The organism is Halobacillus sp. ABD4_316, from assembly GCF_056161385.1.
In genome coordinates this window covers 850,856-862,991 of record NZ_JBSWZA010000001.1, presented here as the reverse complement: position 1 = coordinate 862,991, position 12,136 = coordinate 850,856, and the positions used below count along the sequence as shown (strand labels likewise).

The window sequence follows — 12,136 nt, the reverse complement described above, 5'->3', positions numbered from 1 at the left end:
GGGTGGAGTTGGCATGCGCGAAAGCTATCAAGAGCTGCGTACATGGCGGGAAACGATGATCCCTGGTCTGTTGACCGATTCTGAGGAATTGAATGTGTTTCATGATCAGCTCATCTCGCGGACGGTGAAACTTGCAGAGGAACGGGTGAGAAATGAGCAGGGAATGCCGCCTGCTCCTTTTTCTTTTTATCTCATGGGGAGCGCGGGGCGGGGCGAGCAGTCCATTTGGAGTGATCAGGACCACGGTCTTATTTTTGAAGGAGGAAGGTCTGATCAGGATTACTTTCTCACGCTGGGTGCTGAAATCACACGCGGTCTTGCCGCTGTCGGCTATGAAGAATGTGAGGGAGATGTCATGTCCTCCAATCCAGTTTGGTGTCAGCCGAAAGAGGGAATGAAGCAGCAGGTATCAGGGTGGCTGCAGCAGGGGGACTGGCAGTCTCTCCGTCATATGCAGATCTTCTTCGATTCAAGAGTTCTCGTGGGTGAAAAAGACAGGCTGGCACCGGTGAAAAATGAAATTTTCACAGCATTCCAAGAGCACCCTCACCTGTATCAAAGAGTTGTGGAGAACGTGAAGCTTATAAAAAAAGGAAAGGGCGTGTTCGGGCAGCTGCTTCCGGAACAGAAGGGAAGCCGGCAGGGCAGCGTCGATCTTAAACAAACCATTTACTTTCCGTTTGTCAATGCAGCGAGACTTCTGGCTTTCTATAAACAGCTGCATGTCCCTTCCACCCTGTCGAGGTATGACTATATGGAGGAGGACTTTCCGGAACTTCATTTTTATAAGCAGCAGTTTCAAGAATTTCTTCAGTTCCGGCTCCATAAGGTGGAGGAATCGGATGGGTATGGCGGGGTGCATTATGTTCCAGTACATTCTCTGAAAGCGGAAGATAAAAAGCGATTGAAATCCTGGATGAAATACGGCCATGAAGCCATTGAGCATGCTAAAGCGGTTTTATCTAAAGAGGGAGTGCTATGAATCCATTTACTCAATTTGTAAAAGATCTCTCCGGCCGGATCGGAAGCGGCTTTTCATCCCTGAATCAAAGCAGTGCTTCCAACCAGGCCTACATTAGAAATCTGGAGCGCGAAATTAAGGAAAAAAATGTGCTGGATCTGCCGCTTGCAGATCTTCCTGTCGTCGTCTTTGATTTAGAAACGACCGGTTTTCACCCCTATCAAGGAGACCGCATCCTCTCGATAGGGGCTGTAAAAATCAGAGGCTTGCAGATTGAAAAGGAGTCCTTCTATTCGCTCGTCCAGTGCAGGGGCTCCATATCTGATGAAATCACATGTCTCACGGGCATTACAAAGGAGATGACGCAGAAAGCCCCACCGCTTGAGGAGGTCCTGCACGATTTTTACAGGTATATCCAAAGTGATGTCTTAGTCGCCCATCACGCCGGCCATGAGCGAAAGTTTATGAATCATGCGGCATGGACGGAAATGAAGCGGAAGTTTCGGCACCGGATCCTTGATACAACCTTTCTCACCAAAGTGAATCGTCCGAACCAGGATCTGAATTCCCTTGATGAATGCTGTGCGGCGTATGAAATACTGGTTGATCATCGGCACCATGCTTTATCTGATGCCAAGGCTGCAGCAGCCTTATGGATTCGGGCGGTCGAGGAAGCACGGGAGAACGGCTACCGGACGCTCGGGGAAGTCTATACAAAACTCGCTTCTTTTAGCTGAAGCACTCCTGATTGTAAAAAAGGGGTGCTTTTTTTATGTGGAAAAAAGCTATGGGTTAAAAATCCTTTAGAAAAAAATGAAAAAAACAACCTCCTGTTGTAAAATTCAGACTATTATGTATAATGTGAGACACAATACAGGCGGGAGGAATAGCAGTGGCAGTAGATATGGCTGATTTCATACAAGAATTGAAGCTGGTGCTTCAGGACCATCAACTTTCAACGAACACAACTGTCCTTGATCATCACAGCAGGGACGAGTCCTATCATAAACCGGAAAGACCGGAACTGGTTGTCTTTCCGGAGACGACAGAAGAGGTACAGGCGGTTGTAAAAGCTGCAGACGCTTTCGGGATACCCATTATTCCATTCGGGCTGGGAACCAGCCTTGAGGGTCACGTGATCCCATATGTCCGAGGGGTTACGATTGATTTTTCACAAATGAACAAAGTCCTTGAAGTGAGGGATAAAGATTTTCTAGTGAAAGTCCAGCCTGGGGTAACCAGATCTCAGCTGAACAAGGAGTTGAAGAAATACGGCTTATTCTTTCCGGTAGATCCCGGCGCAGATGCCACGCTTGGAGGGATGGCAGCCACGAATGCAAGTGGGACCACATCTGTTAAATATGGAGTCATGAAAGATCAGGTGCATGACCTTGAAGTGGTCACGCCTGATGGAAGCTGTATACATACAGGCAGTATGGCAAGGAAGTCATCTTCCGGTTACCATTTGAACAGTCTTTATGTCGGTTCAGAGGGAACTCTTGGATGCATGACAGAACTAACTCTTAGAGTATATGGTATTCCTGAGCACATTACAGCGGGAAGAGCGTCTTTTCCAACCGTCAATGATGCTGTGGAAGCCGTGGTGTCTATCCTGCAGGCGGGTGTTCCTATTGCAAGAATGGAACTCGTGGACGATCGGTCGATGCAGCAGGTGAACCATTTCAACCACACAACCTATGATGAAAAGCCGACTTTATTCTTAGAGTTCCATGGAAATGAGTCCGGGCTTTTAGAGGATATTGACTTTGTGAAAGCCATCGTCCAGGAACATCATTGTATGGGGATCCAATTCGAAAAAGACAATGCTGCGCGGGTGAAGCTGTGGGAGGCGCGGCATCAGCTGGCCTATGCCTATATCCACAGCTTTCCCGGCAGGAAGCTGATGGTGACGGATGTGTGTGTTCCGATTTCCAAACTGGCTGGAGCCGTGAATCACGCACGTGGTGTCATTGAAGAACTGGGCCTCCATGCCGGAATTCTTGGTCATGTAGGGGACGGAAATTATCATGCGCTTCTTATGCTGGACCCGGATCACCCTGAGGAAGCCGCTAAGGCGGAGCAGTTGAATGAAGCCATTGTAGAATATGCTCTTGCATGTGGTGGAACATCGACGGGTGAACATGGGGTTGGACGAGGAAAGATGAAGTATCAGAAACAGGAACATGGGGCCGCACTGGCTGTTATGGAGAAAATTAAGCAGGCCCTTGATCCAAAAGGAATCATGAACCCGGATAAACTCGTTCCAACAAGGAGGACAAATCAATGAAGATGCTTGAATCTATTAGTCATATAGCTGGAAAGTATTTTGCTTTCTGGGTGGTGGGGGCTGCGCTGACCGCCTTTTTCCTCCCTTCCACTTTTCTCGGTCTGGGAGCCTACATTACCATTCTGCTTGGAGTTGTCATGTTCGGAATGGGACTTACACTAAAACCTGTGGATTTTAAGATGGTCGTGCAAAAACCGGTTCCAGTCATCATAGGGGTGCTGTCTCAATTTTTGATTATGCCCCTGGCTGCTTTTGTTATTGCGTATTTGTTGAAGCTTCCTGCCGAGCTTGCAGCAGGACTTGTGCTTCTCGGTTCAGTTCCTGGAGGGACCTCTTCCAATGTCATGGTGTTTCTTGCTAGAGGGAATCTGGCTTTGTCTGTGGCGATGACCTCGTTGTCAACGCTTCTTGCTCCCATTTTCACACCATTGATTCTCCTGATTCTGGCTGGTCAGTGGCTCCCTGTGGACCCGGTATCCATGTTTATTTCAATCGTGCAGGTTATCATTATTCCGATCGCTCTCGGAGTCGGTGTACGTAAGCTTGCCCCGGTAGTGGTTGACAAAGGAACGTCCATCATCCCGCTCATCTCTGTTCTGGCCATCATCATTATTGTTATGGCAGTAGTGGCAGCGAATGTAGACAGCATCATCAGTTCCGGTGTGATGGTTTTTGCTGCAGTTATGCTGCATAATCTATTCGGTTTGTCCCTTGGTTATGGAACGGCAAAAGTTATGAAGCTGGATGAAAGCAAGCGCCGGGCGATTTCCATTGAAGTAGGGATGCAGAACTCCGGTCTTGGTGTAGCGCTTGCTACAGCCCATTTTGGTCCCCTTGCTGCGCTGCCAAACGTTCTTGCTGCCGTATGGCACAATATCTCGGGACCTATATTGGCAACCTTCTGGTCGAAGAGACCGACAGAAAAACAAGAGGAGGATGCTGCACCTCACGATGCGTGGGTAGAAGGTATAAAACAAACGGGTCTATAAAAATTGTGTCATAGGTGAAACCTTTTTCCATTCTTTTCCGTAAACCATAGAAACAACGGAGGAGGTTAGGAAAAGCACGTGCGTATACGGCTGAAGAAAAGGTGGATACGCACCTCATATACATATGTCAGAGTGGCATCTTATATTTTTAATGACGAAAGAGGGGGCTTATGAAAAAAATATGGATAGGCATCTGTTTATTTCTTTTTGTTCTGCTTTCAGGAGTCACTTTGTATTCTTTATGGGGCAGCCAGGAGGTGAATGCTGTGACTGAGTATGAAAAACAAGAAGTCGAGAGGATTGAAATCGAGGTGGCATCCATGGATGTCGACATTCAGACCGCATCTGTCTCCCACGTTGAAATGAGTGCAGAAGGAAAGACAAACCAACCCCTTTTTACGTACCATTACTCTCAAGGGAAACTACATATTGAAGAAGTGGAACGAAAAGGGATCCGTCTGCTTCCTTTTTCTCCCTTCAAAGATGCTTCCTTACACATTGTGCTTCCTGAGAAAAAATATGAGGCGCTGACGATGCAGGCATCATCCGGAGACATCCGTATCGAGGAAATGACAACAGCGTCTTTAAATATCAAAACTTCGTCGGGATCTGTGGACATGGTGAATAATGAGATTGAAAGGACTCTGGCCATCGAAACTTCCAGTGGAGATATCGCAGGGGAAGCTGTTACAGCGGGCGCGCGAACTTATCAGACGAAGAGCGGATCCATTACGGAAGAGGATGCTGAGGGAGAGAAGACAAGGGTCAACACGGCTTCCGGAGATCTTTCCTTGACCGGAATGCAGACACTGACGGGTTTGGATGTGGAAACGACCAGTGGGGATGTGCATGTGAGTTATGAATCGGCAGCACCTCAAGATGGAACGGTTTTATTTACGAGCCGGTCAGGAGAAGCGGTTGTAAACTGGGAGGATTTGTTGTATGAAAAGAAAGAGGAGCACTCCTTTCGAGCTGTGCTTGGGAAGGGGAGTGAAGAGAACATCATACAGATTGCTACACAGTCCGGGGATCTGCACTTGAATAACAGGTGAGAGGAGGAGACCTCCCACCTTCGCCTGCTTACTATTGATGTGCGCCCGGTCCTTCTTCAGGTCGGTTTTTATTCGTGCGGTGTCCTGGTTCTTCTTCAACAGGCAGGCTTTCCTTCGGTGTTTTATTGTTGGTTTTAGCGGCGTTCATTTGAGATGTGCGTTTTCCCATATAAGATCCCTCCTTGTATTTTCCTTAGTGTTCGGTCGGAGGAAGGATGTTAATCGAGTAAAATATGGCAGAAAAAGAGCGCCCCGGAGGACGCTCTTTTTTTATGGGTTCATGATTTCTGAAATGATTTCATAAGAGCGCAGCCGTTTATCGTGATCGTAAATTTGAGAAATGATCATCATTTCGTCTGCCTCTGTCTCTTGAAGGAAGCTTTCCAGTTTGGCTTTGACCGTTTCTTTACTTCCGATAATGGAAGAGCCGAGCTGCTGCATGAGTGCCAGCTTTTCCCTTGGCGTCCATACATCCTCCATGTTTTCAACTGGAGGCTGAAGCAGCATGTTCGTGTTCCGGACGAGGTTCAGGAACTGCTGCTGGAGGGATGTGGCCAGATATTCCGCTTCTTCATCCGTATCGGCGGCAATCACATTCACACCAACCATCACATAGGGCTGGTCCAACACATCGGATGGACGGAACTGTTGTCTGTATAAACGCAGCGCTCCTTCCGTATTGTTCGGGGAAAAGTGGCTGGCGAATGAGAACGGCAGTCCCAGCTGTCCAGCCAGCTGCGCACTGAATCCGCTGGAACCAAGGAGCCAGATCGGCACATTCAGTCCTTCTCCTGGTACAGCATGAATGCGGTTTTCGCCGGCAAAGTAACCTCTTAATTCTTCCACCTGCTCAGGAAACTCGTTTGGATCACTATCCAGGTTTCTCCTTAACGCACCAGCTGTCAGCTGATCTGTTCCCGGTGCCCGTCCGAGGCCTAAATCAACCCGTCCAGGAAATAAAGTCTCCAGTGTACCAAACTGCTCAGCGACCACAAGTGGAGCATGGTTGGGCAGCATTACCCCGCCGGATCCGACTCGAATGGAATCTGTATGGTGCAGTACGTGGCTGATGGCTATGGAAGTAGCCGAGCTTGCGATAAACGGCATATTGTGATGTTCCGCTAACCAGTATCTGTTAAATCCCCAGCGCTCAGCATGCTGAGCCAGATCCACTGTATTTTTAAAGGAGTCAGCCGGTGTGCCGCCTTCTGTAACGGGGGCAAGGTCTAGAACGCTGTATTTTGTGTGAGAGAGTGTTTTTTCAGTCATATCCTGTCCTCATTTCTTTGTAGAATCCTATGGTTATCTTATCAATTTTGTTTCGAGACTCAAAATAATTTGTCTGAGCCTGAATCCATGCTTTCTTCCAAAGAGCCCCAGTCCTGTTCCTTCATATCCCGTATTGGAATGGACACACTAAGGAACAACAAAGGAATCTGGTTGGTTCTTTATAGAAGAAAGGAAGGGTATCGGTGAGAACGGCTGTATTCTGGATTAATGAAAGCCTTCTTATACTATTTCTCAGTCTTGCCGTTGCTTATACCGTAAATAGTGAGGCCACGGATCTGGAAGGGGACGGCAGATTTAAGCTCGTGCTGCTTCCGGACACCCAGTTGTATTCAGATGAGTTTCCAGAAAGGTTCCATGCCCAGACTCAGTGGCTGGCAGATAACTTTGAAAAAGAGGATATTCGCTTTGCCGCCCATTTAGGGGATGTGGTGGATAAAAATCAAAAACATCAATGGGAAAATGCGGATCAAGCCGTTGACCGGATGGATCAAGCCGGAGTGCCATATGGAATAGCGATGGGAAATCACGATATGGGGGGTAAAGCGGCTCACTATAAACAGTACTTTGGCAGCAGACGGATGAAGGGGCACCCGGGTTATGGAGGACACTCTCGAAATGAATTGAACTCCTATTATACGTTTTCAGCAGAAGGAAAAGATTTTCTTCTCCTTTTTTTAAATATCGACCTGCCCGGTGAAGATCTTGCCTGGGCCCAGCGTGTTCTTGATGAACACCCAGACATGCCGGTCATCGTTGTCACCCATCTGCTTATGGATACGAAAGGCCGGCTTTCAGAAAAACCTTATGTAAGAAAATCCAAAGGGAATTCTCCGTCATTCATTTATAACGAGTGGATTGCGAAGAATAGTCAAATTTTCATGACTGTCAACGGTCATTACAGCGGAACCTACCGCAAGATTCGTAAAAATGAGGCGGGACTGCCTGTCCATCAATATGCTGCTGATTACCAAGGGTATCCGAATGGAGGGGAGGGGTTCCTGAGAATCATTGAATTCGACTTGAATAAAAATACGCTGACCCACCGGACATATTCGCCTTATTTAGATGAGGACATGATTGGGGAGCAGCATAATTTTACCGAGTATGTGGATTTTGAGAAGCGGTGGAACCTTGAAATTCCCAACCAGCCCTATGAATAAACGAACAACCGCCGGCAGAACATTATCTGCCGGCGGTTGTTCGTTTCAGGCCCCTTCCTGCCACACAGCGTCTGTTTTTTTCTCAGCCGGTCTGCGGGTCATATGGAAAATGATATGAAGACCGATAGCTGTAAGGCTTCCAGCTACTATGCCGTTGCTTGTTAAAATTTGAATACTGTTAGGCAGCTGGGCGAATAGTTCCGGTGCTACAGTTACACCAAGCCCCATGCCGATGGAACAGGCAACAATCATAGAATTCTCAGGAGAAGCGGCGGCTTCCCTGCTTAACATTTTGATCCCCTGGGCAATCACCATGCCAAACATAGCAAGCATCGCTCCACCTAGAACAGGAGTGGGGATGATCGTTGTTAAGGCTGCGGCCTTAGGAAGCAGGCCGAGTCCAAGCAGCATGCCACCCATAATGAAGATGACTTTTTTTGATTTCACACCAGTCATGTTCATAAGACCGACATTTTGAGAAAAGGCGGTGTAAGGAAAAGCATTGAAAAAGCCGCCGAGCAGAATGGCGATACCTTCTGCCCGATACCCATTTCTCAAGTCTTTTTCCTTCACTTCCTGATCAGTCAGGTCACCGACAGCAAAATAAACGCCCGTCGATTCAACAAGGGATACCATAGCGACAAGGATCATCGTCAAAATGGCTGACCAGTGAAACGTAGGGATGCCGAAATATAGGGGTTCGATCATGTGAAAGAAGGAAGCCTCCGTAACAGCTGCTGTATCTACCCGGCCGAAGAAGAAGGCGGTCAGTGTACCGGCAGTAATTCCCATAAGAATGGAGATGGACTGGAAAAATCCACGAGTAAACCGGTATAAGAGGATAATGCCACCCAGTGTACCGAAAGCCAGAGACAAGTTGAATAGCGAGCCGAAGTCTTCTGCCCCTTGTCCGCCGCCCATATTCTGTACGGCAACCGGGATCAAAGTAATTCCTATGATGGTAACGACAGACCCTGTTACAACCGGAGGGAAAAAACGGACAAGCTTACTGAAAAAGCGGCTGATCACCAGGACGAACAGGCCGGATACAAGAATTGCGCCGTAAATGGCTGTCACTCCGTATTCGCTTCCGATAGCAATCATCGGACCGACGGCTGTAAAGGTACAGCCGAGCACAACAGGCAGTCCGATACCGAAATATTTGTTCTTCACAACCTGCAGGATGGTTGCCGCTCCACACATGAAAATATCTACGGCAACTAAATACGTCAGTTGTGTAGAACTTAACCCGAGGGCACTGCCGACAATTAATGGAACGAGAATGGCTCCAGCGTACATCGCAAGAAGATGCTGGATGGCTAAAGTGATTTGTTTCACTGTGCTCCCACCTTTTCAACAAATTGGACACGTCCGTTTTCCAATGAAGCAACGCGGGCTAAGGATTCCACTCGGACCCCTCTGTTCTTTAATATTCCGCCGCCATCCTGAAAGGATTTTTCGATAAGAATACCGATTCCTTCCAGAGTAGCTCCTGCTTGTTCAACAATATGCAGGAGACCGAGAGCCGCTTGTCCATTCGCCAGGAAATCATCAAGGATCAAGACGTGATCGTCTCTGTTTATGAATTCGTGAGAGACGGCAATTTCACTCGCCTGTTCTTTTGTAAAGGAGTAGACTTCAGAGGTGTACAACTGATCGTTCAGCGTCAATGATCTGCGCTTTCTGGCAAAAACAACAGGAACCTGTAAGTGAAGGCCTGTCATTTGAGCAGGAGCGATTCCGGACGATTCAAGCGTCAATATTTTTGTAATGCCTGCTTCTGAGAATCGGTCGGCGAATTCACGTCCAATGCTGTCCATTAATAAGGGATCGATTTGATGATTGATGAAGGCATCCACTTTTAAAACAGATGCGGAGAGTACACGTCCTTCTTCTCTGATTTTTCTTTCCAACAATTCCATAGGATTCCCACCTTGATGATGAATTACATTGGATGTTTCATAAAAAAATGCGTATCGTCCACCTCTCAAAGTTATGAGAAGCCGGACGATACGCACAGCTGGCATCGTAAGGAGAAGAATCCAGAAAGGATTCTTCATCTGTCAGGCTTTTCATAGTCGGTTCATTTACGGCAAACCGGTAGAAACTTGCAGGCCTTATCCCTGCTATTATATGAAAATATCCGAATGTTATTGGTATTGTAACATATAAAGGTTCGATATCAAGAGCCTGTTGACAGATAAGCGAAGAAGATATGGAATATTAAAAAGAAATCATCAGGCTACTGCGCCCGCTTCTTCATTCGGGACGGCTTGGATTCTGCTTTTTTCAGTTCTTTGATTTCTCGGTTGGCCTCTTTGAAGAAGGACCCTCCCATAAGTAAAATGACGACAGAGAATGGGAGAGCAGCTATGATCAGGACGTTCTGCAATCCCTGTGTTCCACCAAAATAAACGATGGTGGCGGCCATACCTGTCAGAGCCAGTCCCCACAAAATTTTGACTGTACCATCTGGATTCAATGACCCTTTGGTGGAAAGCATTCCTAATACGAACGTAGCGGAGTCCGCAGAGGTGATAAAGAAAATCGCAATTACGAAAATCGTAATGAAGGACATGAGTGTGCCAAGCGGATAGTAATCCAGTGTCGCAAACGTTGCGGTTTCAATCGGGAACTCTGAAATGGCTTCAATGCCCCGCTGCTGCAGATCGATAGCGGCTGTTCCAAAGACAGCAAAGAAGACGAAGCAGACGAGAGATGGAACCACCAGCACACCGGTCATGAACTCCTTGATTGTTCTTCCGCGGGAAATCCTTGCAATGAAAATCCCGACGAAAGGTGACCAGGAAATCCACCACGCCCAGTAAAAAATGGTCCACGAGTTGATCCACGATCGGCTTTCCTCATTAAGAGGAGCAATGCGGAGACTCATATCAAAAAAGTTGGTTACGTAGTTTCCAAGAGACTGTGTAAACATATTCAATGTCAGTATGGAAGGTCCTACGATAAACAAAAGAATCATCAAACCAAATCCGAGAAAAAGGTTCGTATTGCTTAAATATTTGATTCCCTTGCTGATGCCCGACCACGCAGAGGCGATAAAGAGCACCATGGAAACGACGAGTATAATAAACTGGGTGGTAAAGTTAGTGGGAACGTTGAATAAGTATCCCAGTCCTTCGTTGATCTGAGCGGAACCAAACCCAAGTGTCGCGGCTACACCAACGACGGTGGCGACGACGGCAAGCACATCAATCAGCCTGCCCGGCAGGCCGCTCATCGCCTTTTTGCCGAACAACGGGATTAAAGTGGCGCTGATCAACCCGGGGTAGCCTTTGTGGAATTTAAAGTAGGCAAGTACAAGAGCGACGAGTGCATAAATCGCCCAGGCGTGGATGCCCCAGTGGAAAAAGGAGTACTGCATGGCATCCTTAATCGCCTGCTCGCTTCCCTCAGGAGCTATAGGACTGCTTTTGAACGCGTGGGAAGCAGGTTCTGCTGTCGTCCAAAAGACGACGCCCATCCCCATACCGGCGCTGAAAAGCATGGCAAACCATGTAGGCAGGGAGAATTCAGGTTTCTCGTCCTTTTTACCAAGCTTCAGGTTTTTGAACCTGGAGAATACTAAGTAAATACAGAAAATCAGCATCGCTAAAACGATGATCAGGTAGTACCATCCAAACGTGTTTGAAATATCAGCCGTAATTTCGGAAGTGACGGTCTGAAGCTGATCAGGGCTGATCGATCCCCAGACCACGAACAAGGCACAGATGGTTAACCCATACCAAAAAACAGGAGTTACATTCTTCATTTCTTCACCTCATATGTAATAATAAAAAGCAGGGGTTGATTCTTCTTCTTACCCTTAAAGTCTACATTTAAATCCTGTTTTTGTTAAATTTGTTACAAGATGTAGAAATATGTAGAGGAGGCAGCCGTATGGATCCGCAAATCGTTCAGCTTGGAAATATGCATCTTATAGGAGAAAGCAGGAGCATGACCTTGACTGAAGATAAGACTGTAGAGTTGTGGAAAAGCTTCAAACCTAAGGTGAAAATGATTCAAGAGCGGAAGGACGAGTGCTTTTATAACCTATCCATTTATCCGGAAGGATTTGACCTGAACACGTTCACCTATGATACCCGCTTCACCCGGTGGGTGGCAGTTCACGCCCAATCTAATGAAGAACTTCCGGAAGGTATGGAGAGCTTTACTATACATGGAGGGCTGTACGCTGTTTTTATTCATAAAGGACCGGCGCACACCTTTGCAGGCACCCTTGGTACTATTTTTAATGAGTGGCTTCCGAACTCTCCGTATGAAGTGGATGTGCGCCCCCACTTCGAGAGGTTGGGGCCGGATTACAGGGTGGATGATCTAAATGCTGAAGAGGAAGTGTGGGTTCCGATTAAATAAAAAAGGTCAATGCCGGCTGC

Annotated in this window: 12 protein-coding genes and 1 riboswitch; of the genes, 7 read left to right on the top strand and 5 right to left on the bottom strand. The window is 47.3% G+C overall.

The features are described 5' to 3' along the window. Nucleotides 1-13: 13 nt before the first annotated feature. The 5 genes from ACXAJH_RS04665 to ACXAJH_RS04645 all read left to right on the top strand — a co-directional run bounded on the left by ACXAJH_RS04665 (nucleotide 14) and on the right by ACXAJH_RS04645 (nucleotide 5,289). A complete protein-coding gene (locus tag ACXAJH_RS04665) occupies nucleotides 14-982 on the top strand; it encodes a DUF294 nucleotidyltransferase-like domain-containing protein (protein ID WP_474993198.1) in 969 nt (322 codons plus the stop codon). Further along, nucleotides 979-1,698, top strand: coding sequence for an exonuclease domain-containing protein (locus tag ACXAJH_RS04660; protein ID WP_474992273.1), 720 nt, complete (start codon nucleotides 979-981; stop codon nucleotides 1,696-1,698). The genes ACXAJH_RS04665 and ACXAJH_RS04660 overlap by 4 nt, the downstream gene beginning before the upstream one ends. Nucleotides 1,699-1,853: 155 nt before the next feature. Further along, nucleotides 1,854-3,248 (top strand): FAD-binding oxidoreductase, encoded by a 1,395-nt coding sequence (locus ACXAJH_RS04655; RefSeq protein WP_474971286.1) that lies wholly within the window; start codon nucleotides 1,854-1,856, stop codon nucleotides 3,246-3,248. Then, nucleotides 3,245-4,237, top strand: a complete 993-nt coding sequence (locus tag ACXAJH_RS04650; protein ID WP_474968895.1) for a bile acid:sodium symporter family protein — start codon at nucleotides 3,245-3,247, stop codon at nucleotides 4,235-4,237. Before ACXAJH_RS04655 ends, ACXAJH_RS04650 begins: the two co-directional genes overlap by 4 nt. A gap of 266 nt (nucleotides 4,238-4,503) precedes the next feature. After that, nucleotides 4,504-5,289 (top strand): DUF4097 family beta strand repeat-containing protein, encoded by a 786-nt coding sequence (locus tag ACXAJH_RS04645; protein ID WP_474968894.1) that lies wholly within the window; start codon nucleotides 4,504-4,506, stop codon nucleotides 5,287-5,289. 31 nt (nucleotides 5,290-5,320) lie between these two features. Here ACXAJH_RS04645 and ACXAJH_RS04640 read toward each other — a convergent pair whose 3' ends face one another. Both ACXAJH_RS04640 and ACXAJH_RS04635 read right to left on the bottom strand, forming a co-directional pair. After that, entirely contained in the window at nucleotides 5,321-5,458 is a 138-nt protein-coding gene (locus tag ACXAJH_RS04640) for a hypothetical protein (RefSeq protein WP_474968893.1), read from the bottom strand. 101 nt (nucleotides 5,459-5,559) lie between these two features. Then, complete coding sequence (locus tag ACXAJH_RS04635) at nucleotides 5,560-6,558, bottom strand: LLM class flavin-dependent oxidoreductase (RefSeq protein WP_474968892.1); 999 nt, start codon at nucleotides 6,556-6,558, stop codon at nucleotides 5,560-5,562. Nucleotides 6,559-6,761: 203 nt separating this feature from the next. Here ACXAJH_RS04635 and ACXAJH_RS04630 point away from each other — a divergent pair, with 203 nt between their 5' ends. After that, the gene (locus tag ACXAJH_RS04630; RefSeq protein WP_474968891.1) at nucleotides 6,762-7,739 is read left to right on the top strand and encodes a metallophosphoesterase; all 978 of its coding nucleotides are present in this window, start codon (nucleotides 6,762-6,764) and stop codon (nucleotides 7,737-7,739) included. Nucleotides 7,740-7,784: 45 nt separating this feature from the next. Here ACXAJH_RS04630 and ACXAJH_RS04625 read toward each other — a convergent pair whose 3' ends face one another. The 3 genes from ACXAJH_RS04625 to ACXAJH_RS04615 all read right to left on the bottom strand — a co-directional run bounded on the left by ACXAJH_RS04625 (nucleotide 7,785) and on the right by ACXAJH_RS04615 (nucleotide 11,511). Continuing rightward, a complete protein-coding gene (locus ACXAJH_RS04625; protein ID WP_474968890.1) occupies nucleotides 7,785-9,077 on the bottom strand; it encodes a nucleobase:cation symporter-2 family protein in 1,293 nt (430 codons plus the stop codon). Continuing rightward, nucleotides 9,074-9,661 carry a xanthine phosphoribosyltransferase gene (locus tag ACXAJH_RS04620; RefSeq protein ID WP_474968889.1) on the bottom strand — a complete coding sequence of 196 codons (588 nt, stop codon included), beginning with the start codon at nucleotides 9,659-9,661 and terminating at the stop codon, nucleotides 9,074-9,076. The genes ACXAJH_RS04625 and ACXAJH_RS04620 overlap by 4 nt, the downstream gene beginning before the upstream one ends. Before the next feature lie 133 nt (nucleotides 9,662-9,794). Beyond that, nucleotides 9,795-9,896, bottom strand: a riboswitch (purine riboswitch). A gap of 85 nt (nucleotides 9,897-9,981) precedes the next feature. Then, nucleotides 9,982-11,511, bottom strand: coding sequence for a BCCT family transporter (locus ACXAJH_RS04615; RefSeq protein WP_474968888.1), 1,530 nt, complete (start codon nucleotides 11,509-11,511; stop codon nucleotides 9,982-9,984). Nucleotides 11,512-11,639: 128 nt separating this feature from the next. Here ACXAJH_RS04615 and ACXAJH_RS04610 point away from each other — a divergent pair, with 128 nt between their 5' ends. Beyond that, on the top strand, nucleotides 11,640-12,116 hold the full coding sequence (locus ACXAJH_RS04610; RefSeq protein WP_474968887.1) for a GyrI-like domain-containing protein: 477 nt from the start codon (nucleotides 11,640-11,642) through the stop codon (nucleotides 12,114-12,116). Nucleotides 12,117-12,136 lie beyond the last annotated feature (20 nt).